The sequence below is a fragment of the Leptospira idonii genome (genome assembly GCF_004770995.1).
Taxonomy (GTDB): domain Bacteria; phylum Spirochaetota; class Leptospiria; order Leptospirales; family Leptospiraceae; genus Leptospira_A; species Leptospira_A idonii.
The window spans coordinates 20,869-39,877 of sequence record NZ_RQHW01000034.1 but is presented as its reverse complement, the minus strand read 5'-3'; the positions used below and the strand labels follow the sequence as shown (position 1 = coordinate 39,877).

Sequence of the window (19,009 nt, the reverse complement as noted above, 5' to 3'; positions counted from 1 at the left end):
TTCCGTCTTTCTACCGAGCATGCGTTCCAGACTTTTGATTCTTTGTTCGAGTTTTTTAACTTCAGATTGAGGAACTAATTCTTCTTCGTTTTCGATTCCTTTGCTAGCACCGTTTTCCATAAAACGCCTCCATTGGAAGAGCTGACTTGGTGCTATATTATACTTTCTTGCAACCAGGGAAACTGAATTTCCTGGTTCCAATGTTTCTCTTACGATCGCTTCCTTTTCCTTAGAAGACCATCGTCTTCTTCGCTGAACCGATGTGATTACATGGATCGGTTCACGACTACTAGTAGTATTCATAGTTTTACTCCTATTATTTAGGAGCTAGCTGACTGTGTGGTTTGCAAGGGGGTAAGTCCAGATTTTAAAGAAGGATTTAAATCGATTAGCAAAGGAAGCTACGGCTTTAAATTTAAACAAGGGCGAAGCTCTGTATTCACAAAAACAATCAATGAATATATTTACCTTAATAAAAATGAATCTCAAGATGAGCTTGAACTTGGTAATCAAATTCAAGAAAAAATCAAAAGTCTCCTTACTTTAGATGAATTGGATCATATACAATCCGAAAGAAAGGGAGGTAAGTATCAAAATTACGATTTCATCGGTTATACAAAGAAAAAGACTCCTCAAGGTGAGAACCTCGAAATTTTTACTTTTGAATTAAAAGCCACAAACAAAGTATCTTCTATTTCTGAAGCTATTAGCCAAGCAACTAGCTATAAATCCACGAGCAATTACACTTACATCATTATACCGATGTTCGATAAAAAATTATTCCATGATGAATCTAGATTTGATTCTTTTATCGATCTTTGTAAAGAGAATGGCCTTGGGATTTTAACGATAGAAGTTGACCCCAAAAAACATCAAGTTTTAGATGTTTATGAGATCATTGCACCAAAAAAGTTAGAAATCCTAGATTATTCACTTTATTTTGGACTATTGGAATCTAAAAATTTAGAATTATGCAGAATGTGTAAAGCAATTGTTTCAAAAGAACCTGATAGAAAAGGTTGTGAGTGGATGATAAACTTAGAAAATGATTCACAATGCATGAAATTGCTCTTTCAAGAAAAAATGGTTAAGCTGGTATAGGTTCAAACAAAAAGAACACGGCGTTTAACTACTGCTTACCGCTTCGAAACTCGAAACGTGCATGCCAACTTCGGTAAGCCTAGTGCGTTAGCCGTGATGATCAAAGATAAATTAAGAGATATGCAATGGGAAGAAAAATAACAATTTTTCAGATCGATGATTCTGAAACTGGACCAAAAACACTCGAAGTCGGTGGCTCATCTTTAAGAGCAATTTATTCACCACGATCGAGACTTAAAGATCTTCTAAGTAGGCAGGAGTATGAAAATCCTGGCGTATATATTCTGAAATCTTTTCCAACTTCTGCTACCTTCAATGAAAGAGTATATATTGGGGAGGCAGATCCATTAATTGAGAGATTAAAAACTCATCTTTCAGACGAATCCAAAGATTTTTCTGAATGCGTCGCTATCTATAGCTCGAATTCTGGTGAACTAACCAAAGCACACATAAAAAATATGGAATCGAAGCTTTATCAGGTGGCAATCAATGCAAAAAGCTCTGAAATTGGTAATTCCAATACACCGACAGCATCAACTTTATCGGAAGCTGATGAAGCCTTAGTTGATTTATTCATTGCTCAAATCAAATCTATTCTTCCGTTATTAGGTTTTGAACTTTTGATTCCCGCAACAACTACAACATCGACTCAAAAAATTAATGAATCAACGAAATATTACATCAATCGTAAAGGACTAGACGCGACTATGATCATCACAGATGAAGGTTACGTTGTTTTGAAAGGTTCAACTGCAGCGAAAGACACAACACCTTCTATTGGTTCATATAAAGAAATAAGAGAAAAATTAATATCTACAAACATCATTGTGCCCAAAGATGATAAACTGGAATTTATTGAAGATACGTTATTTTCAAGTCCGTCCGCTGCATCCTGCGTAATTGTTGGAACTTCATCTTCCGGACCGGAAGAATGGAAAACAGAAAAAGGAATTAAACTCAAAGATCAAATTTGACCGGCCAGACACCTCGCTACGCCGCCGGACTTCCTTTTGCTCGACGGCTCCTCTCCTACCCCCTTCCCTCAGCATACCGAACCAGATTCCCGATATGCTGTTTACCACCCTCAATCGCACCGTATTTTTCATTCACTCGAATCAGCTCTTCCCGATTCGGAAAAATCTGTTCCATGATTAGGTTCGTTCCTTTTCCGGCTTCTTCGAATATAATTTTGGATTGAAAATTTACATCCGTATCCCCTTCTCCATCCCCAAGATGTTTATAACAAATGTAATGCGGTCTTTTAATATCGGTGAATTGAATTTTGTTTTTATAATCATGTCCGTCGGGGCCGTGCATTATGAACTCCCAAATTCCTCCGTTCGAAAAATTCATACTTTTACTCGTTAATGTAAATCCATCCGGACCCCACCATTGTGTAAGGTGTTCTTCCGAAGACCACAGCTCAAAAAGAAGGTCGATTGGTATATCGAAGTATCTTTTATACACTACTGTGTTTTCTTCAATAACGGTTTCCGTTTTATTTTCTATCATGTGATCTCTCCTTTTTTACTCTCAGCGCATATTTTTCCAAACGATCCAAACGCTGATTCCAAAGATTTTTGACATCTAACAACCAATTCTCCATCTCATCCATCCCTGAATCGTTCAGGCTGTAAATACGCCTCTGAGCATCCTTCCTCATCTGTAAAACCTTAGCCTCTTGCAGCACCTTCAAATGCTGGGAAATAGCGGGCGGGCTCATTCTAAAATTCTTACAAATCGTCGTCGCAGTAAGCTCACCTTTCTTTGCGACTAATTTCACAATTTCCCTTCTTGTCTCATCTGCAAGAGCGGCGAAAGCATTCATAATCCCATACTTAACAAAATACTTAATTAAGTAAATAACTAATTAAGACTTTTCGAAGCCTCACATGCAAAAACTTTCCCTCAATACCTTCCCGATCCATCCCGGCGAACCGATTTTTAGCCTGAAAGAAAACAACATTTCATTTCAGATTCGTAAGTAGAAAAAGCGAACCTCTGTCTTTGTCCTTAGCGAACTGAAATCTCTGGGATAGATGACAAAAACAAAGAAAAACGAATTCATAATTGTCTGGAAATTTTTTGCAGCCTTGATACGAGTGATCTAGAAACGGGATCTTATAACTGGGAAGTAAAGTTAGAATCTCTGTACGAGAAGGATTGCAAAATCTATCGATTCAGACAATCCACAGAAGGAGAAACAAACATTCATCAAATGAACTTTTTTATTAAAGAACCTAAATATATATTTCTACTAGACGGCTTGGGTGCTCTTTTTTCTGCATTTATGCTCGGAATAGTGTTAGCGCAATGGGAAACCTTTTTCGGTATCCCTAGAAATTTCTTATTCATGCTCGCATGGATTGCAATCGCTCTTTCTTGTTACTCTCTATCGATTTATTTTATAAACCCAATCCGTCGGAAAATCTTTCTGGGAATGATTGCAACTGCCAATTTTCTATATTGCCTACTGACGATTTATTTAATTTTTCACCTTTTCGGAACAATCACCATTTGGGGTATTTCATACTTTATCATCGAAAAGATCGTCGTTATTTCCCTGGCTGCTTTCGAACTGAAAACAGCACTAAACTCGGATTAAACCTGTGATATAAAATACCGTTCTCTTATATAAAAGTATTGATGTTTTCTAATTTTTCGGAAGTATTTCAAACAATGAAAAAGATCCTTCTCACTTGCTTGCTTGCCGGTTTTTTCCAACTCAATTGTTTCCTCCATCATGCAAACGTGTCTGGAGATTTTTACGGGGCTAAAAATCTAGTTTCATTGAATTTCGGAGACAAGGCGAGAAGTTTGCCCATTAAGATCGAGTTCGATACCAGAGAAAAAAATTTCATCTTCGAAAAGTTGAGAAAAAAAGGCCAAAACATCAAAGTAGATCCGAACTTGGTGGAAGGTTATTATTCGGAAGAAATTATTTCCAACTTCAGATCCAGCAAATTATTCAATCATAACCCGGATGCGAACATCAAAGTTCGAATCTATTCCACAATCGAAGAAGTTAGAGATCCGGTTCTTACACGAATCCCCAACATCATCACTTTAGGTTTATTTCCGGCTATCACAAGAACCTACGGAAGAGTTGAATTTGAGTTATTCGATGATAAAACAAATACAATCTTAAAATCCTTTAAATATCCGATACATCACAGGATGTTTCTCACGGCCGGCGCATTCGTCCTCGGCCCGATCCTTCCTATGTTCAGCAATCGATTCGATCATTCACAAAACGAAAGAACATATGCAATCATGAGAGTTGCCTTCCAACAATTCGAGATCGACTTGCATGATACTTTACAAAACAATGAAGCTTTGCTCGCTAAGTTCACCGTTGAAAAACCAAGTGTATTCGCATTTTTACCGTTTCAACCGGAAAAGCCGCCAGAAACAGAAGTGTATCCTATCTTATATTCCGAGTTGGAAGCTGCATTTGTAGCAAGAGGGCTCAAGCTTGTTGAGAGAAAAGAATTACATAAAGTCTTTGAAGAAATTACTTTTTCTCAAACCGGTCTGACGGAGAATTCCAGAAATAAAATCGGTACGATGTTAAATGCAGATCGAGTGATTATCGTATCCGACTTAAAATATGTTCCTGCACAGAATGCACGACCTATGGAACTCGGTTTTTCCGTACGTTGTGTAGATGTAAAAACAGGAAGAATCATTTGGACAGAGCCGTCCAAATATCAAAGTTATGAAAAACTACCTCTTCACTCCCATGTAAACTCTGCCATCTTTCCTTTTATTTCTGAATTGAGAATGAGAGGAGAAATTTAATTCCTTTTTGATTTCGAGCGAGTATGGGTAGGCATGCGAAGACTGTAATTTCCTCCGATGGTTTCGACAGACGCCGGACAGGATACTACTCAACGCCCAAACCCATCGCAAACTATCTTTTCGAGAACATGACATCCCTATTGCCGCAAGGAAAAAAAGTTTTAGATCCTTGTGTAGGCAAAGAGGAATTGATTGAAGCCTTTGTCAAAAAAGGTTTCGATACAAATTCCTTCGACATTCATAGATATAAGTCAGAATACCTCTCTAACTTTCGGGAAATCGATTTTTTAAGATTTTATCTCGATCATAAAACCGCAGTCGAAGACCTAAATTTAGATTATGATTTTTATATCGCAAATCCTCCTTATAATTGTCACGAAGACGATTATATAAAAAGTCACAAGCTTGCTTTAGAAAAAAATTTCCAAAGCATAGGAACATTAAATATGTATTCGATGTTCTTATATTCCATTTTAGATCTTGCTAAAGAAGGAGCTATCATCGGATTGATCACGATGGATTCTTTTCTCACTTCTTTTTATCATTTCCGTTTAAGGAAATATATCCTAGAAAATTTTTCGATTCATCACCTTCTTCTCTGCCCGACAGATTTGTTTGCCGATCAAGATGCCGATGTAAGAACCTGTATTTTGATCCTGCAAAAAGGAATTCAGTATCAGAAGAAAGTAATCCTTAATAATCGAGATGCGAATCAAAAGATCTTTTTCGAAAAAATAGGACAAAACTCATTCAAAGAAGCGGATGTAAATGAAATCATCCTCCAAGACCCAAAGGATCATTTTGAAATCGTAGTAGATGTTCCGGAAGAAATTCGAAGCCTTTTCAAATACAAACGATTAGGTGAACTTTTCCCTGCGTCACAGGAATTTCCACAGGCAACGATTCTCTCTACTTATCCAAAAATAGATCGGAAACATTCGACATTCCTTTCTATAAAAATCCGGGAAACAGAAAATTCCATACGGATCCTGACTGTTTCCTAACTTCCGATTATGTAAGGATAGGTGCTGAGATTAAAAATTTTATCATCCGAAATAAGAAATATATAGGTAGAGAAGGAATCACTTGTTCCTCTATCGGCATCCCTTTTTCTGCGGCCTATCTGCCGATGGGTTCCTCTTTCGGAGTGAACGCAAATGTATTTCCGGAAAACAAAGATGACATCTGGTGGCTCTTAAGTTATTTGAATTCTGGCTTTTGTACTTATATGGTACGATCCGTACTCATCAGAACGAATATGATCACGTCCGGATATGTTTCTCGGATTCCTGTCATCGAATTTACTGAGGAAATAAAAACAAATCTTGCCTTGTTAGGCAAAAAAGCATACGAAAAGAAAAGAAACAACGAAAGCTTAAAAGACATAACCGCTCAAATAGATGAGATCATTTTCAAATTCATTCGGATATCCGAGTCTTCCCAAACATTGATCGATCATTTCAATAAAAATCTCATCAAACATGTTTGAAAAATCATAGACTTTCAATGCAAAAAGATTTATAAAATACTATGAGAGTCTTGTCTAACGGAAGATACTTCGACCGGATTTCCGAAGAACCTTTATGAATTTACGAAAACTCACCCAAAATAACATAAATGATGAAACATAGAATTTTTACTACATCGTTCGCCAGCGTTTATCCATTCTATTTGCAAAAAGCGGAGAAAAAAGGACGAACTAAGAAAGAAGTAGATACAATCATTTTTTGGCTTACTGGATATGATGATAAATCTTTTAAAGCGCAACTAAAAAAAGAAGTTAGCTTTGAAGAATTTTTTGATAAAGCACCTCAGATCAATGAAAATGTAACTTTAATTAAAGGGATGATTTGCGGCTATCGAGTTGAGGAAATCGAGGATGAATTGATGAGAAATATCCGTTATCTCGATAAACTGGTCGATGAATTGGCAAAAGGAAAGTCGATGGATAAAATACTTCGGAAAAAAACAGTGTGACCTTGCAGTTTTGCACAATGCCAACCCGGAAAAAACTTCCATCGCTGTTTTCGCAAGTACACTCATAGCAATCGTATATATCCCTTTTATGCTCGTTCTCACTCGCATGCTCCCGTTTGCGATAAGATTGGATTTTCGACTATTTTATATCGCCAATAGGCAAAGTTGTTTTTTTATCACACTTGTTTAATTGTATTTGGGTGTATATGCATGAAATCAGCATAAAATCGTAAATTTTTGAATCATTAAATAGCCGTGCCATAGAACAAAAGTAATCTCGATCACTTTGTTTTCCTTTCTCTTCATTGCCTTTGCAATTATCTCTGGGAGAAGAGTTTTCAATAGTATAGCATGAAAATATTGAAGCCAAAGAAACGGTTAAAATTAAAAAGCAGGTATTTTTAATAAAGTACATATTGAATGGAAAAAAATCCTTAGAAAAATAAAAACAGATAAACAAGAGTGATGTGAAATAAAATCATAAATTAGAATATAAAACTAATCTAAGTAATTAGATCTATCTTTCAATTCATAATGTAAAGCAATAAATTATTTATATTGACCCGAAAATACAAATTTTACCGCACATAACACGTATGCAGGACCTGATTTATCTCTATTCGACAAATACGTGGCAGTAAGGCTTTTTATTCTCGATTTTACCGAAATCGAATTCTGCGAAGCACTTAAATACGGTTTTTCGAGATTACCCATAGAAGTTAAAAATGAATTGGATCAATCGAGAAATATTTAACGCCGGATTTCCCCAACAAAAAATGTTTTGCATAAGGAAAGAAACATCTCTTTAATGAGCAAAATGAGATGTTTAGGAATGAAAGAAAAAGTTTGCGTTACTTTATAATTTTAAAATAAAAACCGAGGCTTTTATATGAAACCGATCATTAAGAACATTCTAGCAATCGTTGCTGGCAGCATTTTAGGAAGTATCGTAAATATGGGAATCATTATGGTCAGTGGCCACATCATCCCTCCCCCCGAAGGAGCGGATGTGACCACCATGGAAGGACTGAAAGCCTCGATTCATTTATTCGAACCTAGACATTTTATCTTTCCTTTTTTAGCCCATGCTATCGGCAGTTTTTTCGGAGCTCTAGCTGCAGCATTCATCAGCGCAAGTCATAAAACAAAATTTGCCTATGCAATTTCCATTCTCTTCTTGTTAGGAGGGATTGCGAATTGTTTTATGCTCCCTGCCCCTCTCTGGTACAATGTTTTGGATGTAATCGGAGCTTATATTCCGATGGGTTACCTTGCAGGTAAATTAGCTTTAAAGAAAGGGTAGATGCAATTCAATAAAGTATATTTAGGTGATTGCAACGATCTTTTGAAACAAATCGAATCCGATTGCATTAATTTAATATACTTTGATCCCCCGTTTTTCACACAGAAAAAACATTCTCTCTCCGATTATCTATCGATCATAGAAGCGACTCTTTTTGAATGCAAACGAGTTCTGAAAAATACGGGAAACGTCTTCCTGCATTGCGACCGAAATCGTTTGGTATTACAAACGTTTGGAAGAGATGATCTTTAAAGACTCTCATCTTCTCAAATTGGATTTGGAAAATTATATGGAAAAAACTCCGAAAGAGCTCGCCATATTACAATCTATAGATGCAATCCCTGTGCATAGAAATTCGGGGATCGACGGATTTCTCAAAAAACACCACAGCCAATTTCCTGTTCCGATTCAGATCCAATCGGAAAGGGAAACATTGGAAGACTGTATTGAAAAAATACAGAAAGCTTCTTCAGAAAAAAATTTTCCCTTGAAGATCATCATCCAAACCCAAAGACTTCATTTGAGCGAAGAGTATACAATCCCTTCCGACATTCGAATCCTGCAGTCAATGGATCTGCAAATCTAACACAGGCAAAATGCAAAAAACAGAAAAAATTCGTATCTTTTCCGAAAACAATGAATTCCAACATGCAGACGTTTTGAAACGCAATCGAGTCAAACGATCGAAACATAATAAATTTTTTGTGGAAGGAGTGAACGCAATCAATCTTGCGATTGAATACGGATGGAAGATCGATTCCTTTTTATATTCCGAAGAATCCAAACTTTCCAACTGGGCGAAAGAAATCTTAAACCGCTCTCTCGCTAAAAAACATATTGAAATGCCGGCCTCACTCCTTTCCAAATTGAGCGATAAAGAAGAAAGTTCCGAATTATTAGCTTTGGTGGAAATGAAGGAAGATAACATCAATCGAATCGAAATCAAAAAAGATTTATTCGTCGTTGTTATAGACCGAGCCTCCAGCCCGGGAAACTTAGGAACCATCATTCGATCCTGCAATGCTTTCGGTGTAGATGCGATTCTGATGACCGGTCATTCCGTCGATCTATACGATCCAAAAACGATCAGAGCCAGCGTAGGAACTCTCTTTGCCACCAACGTTTTACGACTAGGTTCTCATAACGATATAACTCAATGGTTGAACACAACCAAAGAAACATTAGGTGAAATCCGAATCATAGGCACGACTGTAAAAACGGAAAATACAATTGATACATTTAAGTTTAACTCTCCGCTTTTGCTTTTGATCGGAAATGAAACCTACGGATTGAATCAAAACTATAAAAGTATGTGCGATTCCTTGGTTAAGATTCCTATCCACGGTGCTGCCAGTTCACTGAATGTAGCTTGCGCTACTTCTATTTTTTTGTATGAAATTTCCAAACAAATTTACAGAAACAGCTTTATTGTTCCATTCTAGTATGATCTCATCTTCTCTTTTCAAATATATTCTCAGTCTCATAGCAATCCTAATGACTTTGTATGCTTTTTTTCCTTATATCGGAAAAATTCGTAAAGGAGAAGTGAAACCTCATATATTCTCTTGGATCATCTGGGGAATCACCACCTTTTTAGTGTTTTTCGCTCAGATCGTTTCTCAAGGAGGACCAGGGGCTTGGCCGATAGGAGTCTCCGGCTCTATTACGATTTATGTTGCCTTGTTAGCTTATCGAAAACATTCGGATCACTCTATTTCACTTATGGATTGGTTTTTTCTAATCGGAGCTTTGGCTGCCATCCCTATTTGGTTCTTCACTTCCGATCCACTTTGGGCTGTCGTTTGTTTGACGACTATAGATGTTTTAGGATTCGGGCCTACGATCAGAAGATCGTATGAATTTCCCTACGAAGAAAATATCGGTTTTTTCGCCCTATTTACGGTTCGAAACTTCGTTTCCATTCTCGCCTTGGACAAACTGTCCTTAACGACAGTGCTTTTTCCTGCGACAATCATATTCTTTTGTTTGCTGCTCATCGCTCTGATTGCCTCAAGAAGGCTGATTGTCTCTCAAAATAAATAGTCTATTTCAATACATCCGAAGATGGATTCGATTTTCGTAAGATTCATTGACACGGAAAAAGAATATATGGGAATAGTATTTTAAAATAAACATAAGTTTTGCGGACTTTTTATGATCTTAATTCCATTCTCTTCAATCAAAAAAAACAAAAAATTAGAATATTTAAACATACATAAACATCTATTTCTCTTTTTTTTCTTTACATTTATTTCTTTCGAAGTCTTTCCACAAACAACTTCGCAAAGTGAAAGAAGAATGCAAAAACCTTTCTCTATTTCCGTAGGAGCCGCTTTTCCTATCTCTTCCTTATCCGCTTCCGTCGAATACGCAGCTTCCAAATCTTTTTCGTTCGGAGGAACGATCACAGCCAATCCCGGTTATGTGACTCAGGAAAAAAACTATCTAGACCCCAATCTTTCTTTTCGAGGACTGAGTTACGATCATTTTAAATTGTACAATCAGTCCTATTCTGCTCTTCTTTTTACGAGGTATTTCCCTTTTGAAAATTTACCGATTTTCTTAAGTGCTGCGGGAGGATATATCAGCTCCTCTAGTGGCTCCTTTAGAAGTTATGGAGTTCGCTCATCGGGAGATTATTCCTTTATTTCCGGAGACATAGACACACGACCCGGTGTGATCGTAATTCCTTCCATCGGATACAAACACCAGACCGAATCAGGATATATCTTCAGCTTGGAAGTTCTACAGCCTTATTTGCGGTTTGCGACCCATGCAAATATTACCGAACGTTCCTACCGTTTTTCAGACCCCTCCCTCGATTATTACGATGTAAAAAGCAAAGAAAACTTTTTCATCAACCAGGTTTACCAAACAGGGAGTGGCTGGTATTATACCTCTGTCATTTTATCCCTCAGTTTCGGTATTGCCATATAATCCTTTTGTACTAAACTCCTACGGATTGCGGTTAGTTTAGAAAAGAACACCGGAAAAAAATCAAGCTTTACATCATGTAACAATGATTCTAAAATTGGGACTTGGGTTCAGTTATGGATAAATTCGTTCTAGAGGAAGACATTCCCATTCTTTATGTGACCGCAACTTCCTTTCCTGCGGGCATCATGAAAGCTCATAGAAAAGTTTACTCTCTCGTTTCCTCCTCCAAGGAAAGACGTTATTTCGGAGTGTCACGCCCTGAAAACGGAGGAGAAATCGTATATAGAGCTGCCGCTGAGGAATTAGAAGAAGGAGAAGCTGCCAAACTGGGATGTGAATCTATGTTCATTCCCAAAGGAAATTATATTTCCATAGAAATAGATAATTATGTCAAAGACGTTCCCATCATCGACAGAACCTTTAGAAAACTTCTGACCCATCCCGACTTGGATCCGAACGGATATTGTGTCGAATGGTACTTAAATGAAAAGGATGTTAGGTGCATGGTAAAACTGCACCCGTAAAACCTAATTCATAAATTAGAAAATTCTAAAGCGCCAACTTCACTTCGCCAGCAAAACTTCCAACTTATCGAATTGCTGTTCCCATCCCATCTTCGCCATCAATTTCATAATCAAAGGAATTCCTACTTCTTCGATTGAAACGGATGTTTTTCCTTCCACTTCCTGAAACTCCACTGTGGCTTGAATTTCATCAGGCCAATCTCCTGGAACCTTTACTTCGGAACCGGGAATGATTTTTCCTGATTCATCAGAAAAGGACATCACGGAAACGATCTTTTTGCCGGGGATAATTTCTTTATAAGTTCCTGAATTCCAAAACATCTCTCCGTCGGGAGACTTCATCGATAAAAGGAATTTTCCTCCGACTTTAAAATCGTTTTGGATGACAGGAGCTGTGAAATCTTTAGGACTCCACCACTGCTTCATACTCTCCGTATCCGTCCAAACGAACCAAACTCGATCCGAAGGAGCTTGAAATGTACGACTAACAGTTACAGTCGAACTCGTTTTTCTGGCAACGATCACGAATAAGAAGAGAGCAATTACGATTCCCAGGATTACTTTTACGGATGTTTTCATTGAAACACTCTGCAGAACTTATTTTTAAACAAGGAATCATTGATAATGAAAATTTCATTTTATGTCAATCAGAATCAAATGAAGAGAGAAGACAAAATATTGTTTTTTTGAAAATCAAACCCGTAAAAAACGAAGGGAAAAAGAATTGATTCCCGTTTTTTAAAAGGGATAAAGTATAAGTATGTTTCCTTCGATCAAGCCGATTCTTTATCTGATTTTGTTTTGTGCATATAACGCCTCTTTGTTTTCCCAAAGTTATTTGCAATGGCAGGAAGGGGAATATTCCAGTTATCATACGGAATGGAAAGAAGGAGATTGGGAAAATCTATCTTTCCATGCAATCAAAAAGCAGGATGAGGAGTTATGGAATTTGGACGTAGTTTACAGATCCAAAAACAGAGATGCGCTTCTTAAATTCCAAGTGCCTGTCCCATCGGAGAAAAATGAAATTTCTGCCAATTCCGTCGGAGCAAAAGTTTTGAGAGGAAAAGAAATGCAGGATGCAGAACTCAAAACTCTGACCTCCCGCATCTTCGATCTACTCAGCCTAAAATATTTTCCTTGGCAGAGAACCAATCCGACCACTCTCAAAGAAACATTCTGCTGCGGTCTTAATTCTGCAAAAGAATTCGAGGAGATCAAAAAAGAGGAATCTTTCTTTCATGCAATCCATCCTTCCGTTCCTCTTTTGGGGCTGGTAAAATCAAAATCGGCAAATGGAAGTTATATTACATACCTCACCTCTTTCGGAAAAAAAGATTCGAAAGAGTCTGTTGCGAAAACGATGTATCCTACCTTCATCGACTTCGGTCACCTAAAAGAAGTTAGTTATAAAAATTTTTCGATCGCAGCTCCTAGTTCCTGGCTTTTATCTCCCATGCCTTCTATGGAGCCGAATACGGATATTTGGATCTCTAAGTTGGGTGGAAATGCCCATTCGGCGCAACTCATCCTTAAAATCAAAACGGACAAACCCGATTCCATCCAAAATCTCCATTCCCGATCCCTTTCCGAGAAGGGGGCAAAAAGTAATTTTATCCATAAAGACTTGAATTACGAAACGACTCTATCCGAAGATAGCCGCCTAACTCTATTTCAATTCGATCTCAAAAAAAAGGGAAGAATCGGAAAACAATTTATATCGTACGTTACGAACGAAGACAAAACGAAATTGGCGGAGATCGTTTTCTTCATCGACTTCGAGGAAAAAAACCCGAACCGCTCCGAACTTCCCAAAATCCTTTCCCAAGGTAAAGAAATCCTCAAAACCTTTCGGTTTGTTTCCTCCGCAGCAAAAGATTAGATTGATTTTGTTAGAAGAAACAAAAGAATGCTTCATTAATTCTAAACAAAAAAAGGAAACTGAATATGGGACAAACTACTTCGAAAGCTTATTTATGGACAGGAAGGGTCTTCAGTGGTCTTTCTATCGCCTTTTTACTCTTTGACGGAATTGGAAAATTCTTTTTGTCAAGCATGCCTCCCGAAGCTCTGGAAGCGGCAGCACAACTGGATTATCCTATGAGCATCATGCCTGGACTAGGAACCACTCTGATCATTTGCACCCTGCTTTATGCTTTTCCTAGAACCTCCGTTTTAGGTGCGATTCTTCTGACAGGGTATTTGGGAGGAGCTGTTGCTTCTCATCTTCGTATCGGAAATCCTTGGGCCAGCCATATCCTTTTCCCCACTTATTTAGGCATTTTGATTTGGGGCGGATTGTATCTGCGTTTCCCGGAAGTAAGATCCTTGTTTCCTTGGAAATCTAACAAGTAAAATACGATAAAATAAATTCTCTGCGCCAGGGATAGTAGCGGAAATAAAACGAAATCGCGAGAAATCGGTTCCGTTGTTTTAAGAGAAGCGGTTTTCGTTTTATTGGAGCGGATAGCCCGGTCGGGGAAAGAAAACAATTCACCTAGCAAAAGAGATGCGAGGCGCCCCGACTCTTTGCGAGAAGATGAGTGTGATCCATAAAAGTAAAAACTCATAAGGAGATCAGTATGAAAAAAATCATTTTAGGAATTTTAGGAGCTTTCGTTTTGGCGATTGCAGTATTGAGCTTTATAGCACCTTCGGATTTTAAATTGGAAAGAGAGATCGTAATCAATCAACCGGTTCCGGTCGTTTTCAACCATTTGAAATACTTAAGAAATCATGAACTATGGAACGCTTGGTCTCAGATCGATCCCAATATGAAAAAAAGTTTCTCCGGTACGGATGGAACGGTCGGATTCACTTCTTCTTGGGAAAGTGAACATGAAGAAGTAGGGACTGCAGAAGAAGAAATTAAGAATATTAAAGAAAACGAAAGATTTGATACTCAAATCCGTTTTAAAAAACCTTTCGAAGCTAGCTTTAATTCGTATATCACGACGGAGTCTGTGGGAGAGAAACAAACTAAAGTGGTTTTGGGAATGGCGGATAAAATGCCTTTTCCTGTGAATGTGATCAGCTTTATCGTGAATGTTTGTTTAGACCAACAGCAAAAAATTATAGATAATATGGATAAAAGCTTAAACAGTTTAAAATCCATTTTGGAAAAATAATCTTTCCGGCCCTAGCCCAAAAAGGTCATCTTTTTCATTCACAAAAGGCGTGTAAAAAAAGATAAAATGTATGCCTGGGCCGCAAAAAGACCTTGTTCGATTTCCTATCCCTTACAAAGCTAAAAGTATATGTCCATGTCTGTTCTTATCCTTTTTTTCACGATCGGCCTCAGTCTTTACACCTTATACAAAAATCAAAACCTGTTGGAAAAACTGCTTCTTTATCCCAACTTGATGTTCAAAGACAAAAGTTTTTACCGCGTTTTAACCAGCGGTTTTCTTCATGCGGATCTGAATCACTTGATCTTCAACATGCTCTCATTTTATTTTTTCGCAATTCCCTTGGAAGGAATCATCGGTTCTCTCGCTTTCGTATTGTTTTACTTGGGAACCATCATCATCAGCAGTTTGGATTCCGCTTGGAAACACAAGAACAATCCTTTGTATAAAAGTTTAGGAGCCTCCGGTGGAATAGCAGGCGTTATATTTTGCTACATCGTATTCAACCCTGCGACTACGATTCTATTTTTCTTCGTCATTCCTATCCCAGGTCCGATTTTCGCAGTCGCCTACCTTCTTTACAGTTCCTACGCTTCCAAAAATATAAGCGACAATATCAATCACGATGCCCATCTATGGGGTGCCATTTGCGGAATCGCATTTGCAGTGGCTTATGATCCTTCCGTGATCACCCAACTGTACGAAAGAATCATGGAAAGCTTCAGCTAAACCAACTTCTGCATTCATGATCAAAGAACTTGAATTGAGAGTCCTGCCGGAAGTGGCAGGGCAAAAGGAAGCGTTAAAATCTTACGTTTCCAAATCTTCGAAACTAAAATCATCTGACATTCGTCATGTGGAGATTATCCATCGATCTATTGATGCCCGCCAAAAAACGGTTTATGTAAATCTGAAAGTTTTGGTTTTCTTAAACGAAGATTTCGTAGAAACACCGATACCTCTTCCCGATTATCCGAATGTTTCTCACGCGGAAGAAGTCATCATCGTAGGCGCAGGTCCCGCAGGTTTGTTCGCAGCCCTTCAATTGATCGAACTAGGTTTGAAACCGATCGTATTAGAAAGAGGGAAAGACGTCAAAAGCAGAGTGGAGGATTTGCGAGGAATCAATGTCCATCACAAAGTGAACGAAGATTCGAACTATTGTTTCGGAGAAGGTGGAGCGGGAACTTATTCAGACGGTAAATTGTACACCCGTTCCAAGAAGAGAGGTAGTGTTAGGCGGGTTTTGGAACTGCTTGTAGGATTCGGCGCCAGCAAAGAGATCCTCGTCGAAGCTCATCCTCATATCGGCACGAACAAACTACCGGATATCATCCGTCAGATGAGAGAAACCATCCTCAGACAAGGAGGAGAAATCCATTTTCATCAAAGAGTTACAGATTTACTGATTCGAGACAACAAAATCGAAGGGGCTGTGACTCAATCGGGAATCAAATTCTCCTCTAAAAAATTAATCTTAGCTACCGGACATTCTGCACGAGATATTTTCACATTGCTTCATAAGAAAGGAATTCAAATCGAACTCAAACCTCTGGCAGTAGGAGTTAGAATTGAACACAAACAATCATTAATCGATTCGATCCAATACAATTGCGAAACCAGAAGCGAATTTCTTCCTCCTTCGGAATACAGCATCGTGAAACAAGTCGACGGAAGAGGAGTTTATTCTTTCTGCATGTGCCCCGGAGGAGTCATCGCTCCTTGTGCAACAAAACCGGGTGAGATCGTCACCAACGGATGGTCTTCTTCCCAAAGGGCCAGAGCAACTGCAAATTCAGGGATCGTAGTGGAACTCAGAGAAGAAGACTTCCGCCCTTTCGCAAAATTCGGTCCTTTGGCAGCTATGGAATTCCAGAGATCCATCGAAGAAAAAGCCTGGATCGCAGGCGGCAAAACTCAAACTGCACCCGCACAACGTATGTTAGATTTTGTAGAAGGAAAAATATCTTCCGATCTTCCCAAAACATCCTACTCTCCCGGAATCACTTCGGTAAACCTGGATTCGGTTTTGCCAGATTTCATTTTTAAAGCGCTTCGAAAGGGATTTAAGGAATTCGATAAAGCAAAACCGGGTTACTTAACCAACGAAGCGGTGTTACATGCACCGGAGACGAGAACTTCTTCTCCCGTGCAAATCCCGAGAGATCCGGAAACTTTGGAACATATCCAAATCCAGGGACTTTTTCCTTGCGGGGAAGGTGCCGGTTATGCGGGAGGGATCGTTTCCGCAGCGATCGACGGAATGAAATGTGCTATTGCTTGCAGCAGGAGAACTTAAAATATGAAACCGAAATTTCTTTTTTCCATTCCGAATCTTTTGATTTGTTTGTTTGTCTTTTCTCCCGAACTTCTTCTATCCGAAACAAAAAAAGCAAGTGATTCGCCTTATGCCATTTCAGGAGATCAAGTTCGAGTCAGGAAAACTCCTTCTTTGAAAGGGGAGGTTTTACAGACCCTTTCCAAAGGAGAAACTGTTCGAGTCATCGCATGTGATCGTTCTTTGAAAGAAACGGTAAAACAAAAAGACGGAACGGAGAAAAAAGGTTTTTGGATCCAAATCGAAACGAACGAAAACAAACAAGGATATATCTTCAGCGAATACATCGGGTATAATATGATTAAATCCGATTCTCCATCTTACATCGTTTCTGCGGAGACGAAATCCCAGGATGAACTTTACATCATCGGCTATTCTGCGGAAGGAGTTTTGGAAAGTAATCTCGATTTCCATAACAAAGAAAACTACAACCCTCAAAAATTTCCCAAAAAGAAACTGAATCTTTACGGGTTCTACGGGGAGACTGTAGGAATATTCGAGAACGCCGCTTTTCAAGGAATCGAACACGAATCCTACGAAGAAGATCTTGTGAAAGGAAATAGAAATATATTTCCAGGAAAACCGAAGGCGATTATAGGAAGAACCGTTGGAAGTTACGGAAAAGCCAAACAAGTAAAGATCGATAGAAAGATAGGACAAAAACTTTTAGAAGATTTAATCGCAGATAACAATCTTAGAAATAAAACGGAAAAATTAGATCCTAAGAAAATCCCTCTCCTCACCGCTTCCTTCTGCAAAGATAAATGTGATTTTTATCTGGTGAAAAACGAAGCTAAAAATTTTGAAATCCTGATTTCCGATATGAGATCCGAAACCAAGTCGGATGTAATGGAAAACTTCAATCGTATCTTCCGCATCGACAAAATAACAAACGGTAAAATCACAAACTTATATCTTCACAGATCCACTTCTCCCGAAGAAGACAGCGCCAGATTACTGGCAATTACGGATATCGACGGGGACGATAAACTGGAAGTTTGGGTTCACTTTTCCGGATACGAATGGTGGTATTACGGTTTGATCCTAGTGGAAGAACATTTCGCCTTACCTCTGTACAGTGGTAGCGGCGGAGGTGTTTGACAGAAGAGAGTCAACGAATCAACCGACGTTAATAAAATATTGAGAATCAATAAATGAACTTTTCCGAAATCAAAGCAATCGTTTTCGACTATGACGATACCATAGTACAAACAAAAGAAATACGTTCCATCACACTGAAGAGACTCGCAAAGGAAGAGTATCACTTCACTCTCAGCGATCTGGAAATACAAAACGCATGGGGACTTCCAGGAGAAGAATTTCTTTTGAAAATTTACGGCGATTATGCGAAAGATGTCGCCTCTCTTTGGGAAAAATACAACAATTACTGTTCTCAGGATAAAAATTTACCCTATCCGGGAGCGGAAGAGTTCATCAACGGATTAACCGATAAATACCCGTTAGGCATATTAACCTCATCCAGCCAAATCAGGGTTTTTAAGGAAATCGACTTGTTGGGTTTCCCTAAAGATCGTTTTTTCACAATCCAAACTTCGGATGACACTTCTGTCCATAAACCCGATCCGAACGTTTTTTCCCCTCTGCTCGAAAAGGCGAAAGAGATGGGAATCCCTCGTGAAAAAATCATCTATATAGGAGACAGTCTCCATGATCAGACTTCTTCCAAAGGAGCAGGATTGGAATTTTTAGGAATGGCTCATGAACCTTCTGCTGCGGAAAAATTTTCCCAAAAGAATATCCCTTTTGTCACATCCTTTCGTGAATTGGGAAATTTATTCCCCTAAAACCTCTGTTAAGGAAAGGGGAATGAAACCGGAAAATCCGCTACAACAAAATCTCAATTATTTATTGACCGACATTCATTATCCTTTATAAAATG

25 protein-coding genes are annotated in these 19,009 nt (G+C 38.5%); 21 read left to right on the top strand and 4 right to left on the bottom strand.

Annotated elements, in window-relative coordinates; translation table 11 throughout:
- Window positions 1-303 (bottom strand): transposase (locus EHS15_RS10430; RefSeq protein WP_167884207.1); only part of this gene is annotated, 303 nt, incomplete at its 3' end.
- A gap of 36 nt (window positions 304-339) precedes the next feature.
- Between EHS15_RS10430 and EHS15_RS10425 the strand changes: the two genes are divergently transcribed.
- A complete protein-coding gene (locus EHS15_RS10425) occupies window positions 340-1,101 on the top strand; it encodes a hypothetical protein (RefSeq protein ID WP_135760509.1) in 762 nt (253 codons plus the stop codon).
- A 125-nt stretch (window positions 1,102-1,226) separates the two neighbouring features.
- Window positions 1,227-2,075 carry a GIY-YIG nuclease family protein gene (locus EHS15_RS10420; RefSeq protein WP_135760508.1) on the top strand — a complete coding sequence of 283 codons (849 nt, stop codon included), beginning with the start codon at window positions 1,227-1,229 and terminating at the stop codon, window positions 2,073-2,075.
- Between the two features lie 55 nt (window positions 2,076-2,130).
- Here the strand turns inward: EHS15_RS10420 and EHS15_RS10415 are convergent, their stop codons facing one another.
- Both EHS15_RS10415 and EHS15_RS10410 read right to left on the bottom strand, forming a co-directional pair.
- Window positions 2,131-2,613: an SRPBCC domain-containing protein gene (locus tag EHS15_RS10415; RefSeq protein ID WP_135760507.1), complete on the bottom strand. Its 483-nt coding sequence runs from the start codon at window positions 2,611-2,613 to the stop codon at window positions 2,131-2,133.
- Complete coding sequence (locus EHS15_RS10410) at window positions 2,600-2,929, bottom strand: ArsR/SmtB family transcription factor (RefSeq protein WP_135760506.1); 330 nt, start codon at window positions 2,927-2,929, stop codon at window positions 2,600-2,602. Before EHS15_RS10410 ends, EHS15_RS10415 begins: the two co-directional genes overlap by 14 nt.
- A 390-nt stretch (window positions 2,930-3,319) precedes the next feature.
- Here EHS15_RS10410 and EHS15_RS10405 point away from each other — a divergent pair, with 390 nt between their 5' ends.
- The 12 genes from EHS15_RS10405 to EHS15_RS10355 all read left to right on the top strand — a co-directional run bounded on the left by EHS15_RS10405 (window position 3,320) and on the right by EHS15_RS10355 (window position 11,643).
- On the top strand, window positions 3,320-3,706 hold the full coding sequence (locus tag EHS15_RS10405) for a hypothetical protein (protein ID WP_135760505.1): 387 nt from the start codon (window positions 3,320-3,322) through the stop codon (window positions 3,704-3,706).
- A 74-nt stretch (window positions 3,707-3,780) separates the two neighbouring features.
- Window positions 3,781-4,902 carry a hypothetical protein gene (locus EHS15_RS10400; protein WP_135760504.1) on the top strand — a complete coding sequence of 374 codons (1,122 nt, stop codon included), beginning with the start codon at window positions 3,781-3,783 and terminating at the stop codon, window positions 4,900-4,902.
- A 23-nt stretch (window positions 4,903-4,925) separates the two neighbouring features.
- Complete coding sequence (locus EHS15_RS10395) at window positions 4,926-5,906, top strand: N-6 DNA methylase (RefSeq protein ID WP_135760503.1); 981 nt, start codon at window positions 4,926-4,928, stop codon at window positions 5,904-5,906.
- A gap of 125 nt (window positions 5,907-6,031) precedes the next feature.
- On the top strand, window positions 6,032-6,391 hold the full coding sequence (locus tag EHS15_RS10390) for a hypothetical protein (RefSeq protein WP_135760502.1): 360 nt from the start codon (window positions 6,032-6,034) through the stop codon (window positions 6,389-6,391).
- Window positions 6,392-6,519: 128 nt separating this feature from the next.
- The gene (locus tag EHS15_RS10385) at window positions 6,520-6,879 is read left to right on the top strand and encodes a DUF2200 domain-containing protein (RefSeq protein ID WP_135760501.1); all 360 of its coding nucleotides are present in this window, start codon (window positions 6,520-6,522) and stop codon (window positions 6,877-6,879) included.
- An 889-nt stretch (window positions 6,880-7,768) separates the two neighbouring features.
- The gene (locus tag EHS15_RS10380; protein ID WP_135760500.1) at window positions 7,769-8,182 is read left to right on the top strand and encodes a hypothetical protein; all 414 of its coding nucleotides are present in this window, start codon (window positions 7,769-7,771) and stop codon (window positions 8,180-8,182) included.
- Window positions 8,183-8,434 (top strand): DNA methyltransferase, encoded by a 252-nt coding sequence (locus tag EHS15_RS19250; RefSeq protein WP_210416335.1) that lies wholly within the window; start codon window positions 8,183-8,185, stop codon window positions 8,432-8,434.
- Complete coding sequence (locus EHS15_RS19245) at window positions 8,424-8,768, top strand: hypothetical protein (protein WP_210416334.1); 345 nt, start codon at window positions 8,424-8,426, stop codon at window positions 8,766-8,768. Before EHS15_RS19250 ends, EHS15_RS19245 begins: the two co-directional genes overlap by 11 nt.
- A 10-nt stretch (window positions 8,769-8,778) precedes the next feature.
- Window positions 8,779-9,624, top strand: coding sequence for a TrmH family RNA methyltransferase (locus EHS15_RS10370; protein ID WP_135760499.1), 846 nt, complete (start codon window positions 8,779-8,781; stop codon window positions 9,622-9,624).
- Window positions 9,611-10,225 (top strand): hypothetical protein, encoded by a 615-nt coding sequence (locus EHS15_RS10365; RefSeq protein ID WP_210416333.1) that lies wholly within the window; start codon window positions 9,611-9,613, stop codon window positions 10,223-10,225. Before EHS15_RS10370 ends, EHS15_RS10365 begins: the two co-directional genes overlap by 14 nt.
- 255 nt (window positions 10,226-10,480) lie before the next feature.
- Window positions 10,481-11,119 carry a hypothetical protein gene (locus EHS15_RS10360; protein WP_135760498.1) on the top strand — a complete coding sequence of 213 codons (639 nt, stop codon included), beginning with the start codon at window positions 10,481-10,483 and terminating at the stop codon, window positions 11,117-11,119.
- 113 nt (window positions 11,120-11,232) lie between these two features.
- Window positions 11,233-11,643 (top strand): transcriptional regulator, encoded by a 411-nt coding sequence (locus EHS15_RS10355; protein WP_135760497.1) that lies wholly within the window; start codon window positions 11,233-11,235, stop codon window positions 11,641-11,643.
- Window positions 11,644-11,682: 39 nt separating this feature from the next.
- Here the strand turns inward: EHS15_RS10355 and EHS15_RS10350 are convergent, their stop codons facing one another.
- Window positions 11,683-12,222 (bottom strand): SRPBCC family protein, encoded by a 540-nt coding sequence (locus tag EHS15_RS10350; protein WP_135760496.1) that lies wholly within the window; start codon window positions 12,220-12,222, stop codon window positions 11,683-11,685.
- Window positions 12,223-12,403: 181 nt separating this feature from the next.
- Between EHS15_RS10350 and EHS15_RS10345 the strand changes: the two genes are divergently transcribed.
- The 7 genes from EHS15_RS10345 to EHS15_RS10315 all read left to right on the top strand — a co-directional run bounded on the left by EHS15_RS10345 (window position 12,404) and on the right by EHS15_RS10315 (window position 18,914).
- Window positions 12,404-13,525 carry a hypothetical protein gene (locus tag EHS15_RS10345; RefSeq protein WP_135760495.1) on the top strand — a complete coding sequence of 374 codons (1,122 nt, stop codon included), beginning with the start codon at window positions 12,404-12,406 and terminating at the stop codon, window positions 13,523-13,525.
- A 65-nt stretch (window positions 13,526-13,590) separates the two neighbouring features.
- Window positions 13,591-13,998, top strand: a complete 408-nt coding sequence (locus EHS15_RS10340) for a DoxX family protein (protein WP_135760494.1) — start codon at window positions 13,591-13,593, stop codon at window positions 13,996-13,998.
- Between the two features lie 227 nt (window positions 13,999-14,225).
- Complete coding sequence (locus tag EHS15_RS10335) at window positions 14,226-14,771, top strand: SRPBCC family protein (RefSeq protein WP_135760493.1); 546 nt, start codon at window positions 14,226-14,228, stop codon at window positions 14,769-14,771.
- A gap of 135 nt (window positions 14,772-14,906) precedes the next feature.
- Window positions 14,907-15,500 carry a rhomboid family intramembrane serine protease gene (locus EHS15_RS10330; protein WP_167884206.1) on the top strand — a complete coding sequence of 198 codons (594 nt, stop codon included), beginning with the start codon at window positions 14,907-14,909 and terminating at the stop codon, window positions 15,498-15,500.
- Window positions 15,501-15,516: 16 nt separating this feature from the next.
- Window positions 15,517-17,070 (top strand): NAD(P)/FAD-dependent oxidoreductase, encoded by a 1,554-nt coding sequence (locus tag EHS15_RS10325; RefSeq protein WP_135760491.1) that lies wholly within the window; start codon window positions 15,517-15,519, stop codon window positions 17,068-17,070.
- 3 nt (window positions 17,071-17,073) lie between these two features.
- Entirely contained in the window at window positions 17,074-18,210 is a 1,137-nt protein-coding gene (locus tag EHS15_RS10320; protein WP_135760490.1) for an SH3 domain-containing protein, read from the top strand.
- A 53-nt stretch (window positions 18,211-18,263) separates the two neighbouring features.
- A complete protein-coding gene (locus EHS15_RS10315) occupies window positions 18,264-18,914 on the top strand; it encodes an HAD family hydrolase (protein ID WP_135760489.1) in 651 nt (216 codons plus the stop codon).
- Window positions 18,915-19,009 lie beyond the last annotated feature (95 nt).

Coding starts and splice junctions, on each gene's coding strand:
- EHS15_RS10320 (WP_135760490.1), top strand. CDS start 17,074: ATGAAACCGAAATTTCTTTTTTCCATTCCGAATCTTTTGATTTGTTTG.
- EHS15_RS10415 (WP_135760507.1), bottom strand. CDS start 2,613: ATGATAGAAAATAAAACGGAAACCGTTATTGAAGAAAACACAGTAGTG.
- EHS15_RS19245 (WP_210416334.1), top strand. CDS start 8,424: ATGATCTTTAAAGACTCTCATCTTCTCAAATTGGATTTGGAAAATTAT.
- EHS15_RS10330 (WP_167884206.1), top strand. CDS start 14,907: ATGTCTGTTCTTATCCTTTTTTTCACGATCGGCCTCAGTCTTTACACC.
- EHS15_RS10315 (WP_135760489.1), top strand. CDS start 18,264: ATGAACTTTTCCGAAATCAAAGCAATCGTTTTCGACTATGACGATACC.
- EHS15_RS10405 (WP_135760505.1), top strand. CDS start 3,320: ATGAACTTTTTTATTAAAGAACCTAAATATATATTTCTACTAGACGGC.
- EHS15_RS10350 (WP_135760496.1), bottom strand. CDS start 12,222: ATGAAAACATCCGTAAAAGTAATCCTGGGAATCGTAATTGCTCTCTTC.
- EHS15_RS10345 (WP_135760495.1), top strand. CDS start 12,404: ATGTTTCCTTCGATCAAGCCGATTCTTTATCTGATTTTGTTTTGTGCA.
- EHS15_RS10420 (WP_135760508.1), top strand. CDS start 1,227: ATGGGAAGAAAAATAACAATTTTTCAGATCGATGATTCTGAAACTGGA.
- EHS15_RS10325 (WP_135760491.1), top strand. CDS start 15,517: ATGATCAAAGAACTTGAATTGAGAGTCCTGCCGGAAGTGGCAGGGCAA.
- EHS15_RS10400 (WP_135760504.1), top strand. CDS start 3,781: ATGAAAAAGATCCTTCTCACTTGCTTGCTTGCCGGTTTTTTCCAACTC.
- EHS15_RS10395 (WP_135760503.1), top strand. CDS start 4,926: ATGGGTAGGCATGCGAAGACTGTAATTTCCTCCGATGGTTTCGACAGA.
- EHS15_RS10355 (WP_135760497.1), top strand. CDS start 11,233: ATGGATAAATTCGTTCTAGAGGAAGACATTCCCATTCTTTATGTGACC.
- EHS15_RS10370 (WP_135760499.1), top strand. CDS start 8,779: ATGCAAAAAACAGAAAAAATTCGTATCTTTTCCGAAAACAATGAATTC.
- EHS15_RS10340 (WP_135760494.1), top strand. CDS start 13,591: ATGGGACAAACTACTTCGAAAGCTTATTTATGGACAGGAAGGGTCTTC.
- EHS15_RS19250 (WP_210416335.1), top strand. CDS start 8,183: ATGCAATTCAATAAAGTATATTTAGGTGATTGCAACGATCTTTTGAAA.
- EHS15_RS10360 (WP_135760498.1), top strand. CDS start 10,481: ATGCAAAAACCTTTCTCTATTTCCGTAGGAGCCGCTTTTCCTATCTCT.
- EHS15_RS10380 (WP_135760500.1), top strand. CDS start 7,769: ATGAAACCGATCATTAAGAACATTCTAGCAATCGTTGCTGGCAGCATT.
- EHS15_RS10390 (WP_135760502.1), top strand. CDS start 6,032: ATGGGTTCCTCTTTCGGAGTGAACGCAAATGTATTTCCGGAAAACAAA.
- EHS15_RS10335 (WP_135760493.1), top strand. CDS start 14,226: ATGAAAAAAATCATTTTAGGAATTTTAGGAGCTTTCGTTTTGGCGATT.
- EHS15_RS10410 (WP_135760506.1), bottom strand. CDS start 2,929: ATGAATGCTTTCGCCGCTCTTGCAGATGAGACAAGAAGGGAAATTGTG.
- EHS15_RS10385 (WP_135760501.1), top strand. CDS start 6,520: ATGATGAAACATAGAATTTTTACTACATCGTTCGCCAGCGTTTATCCA.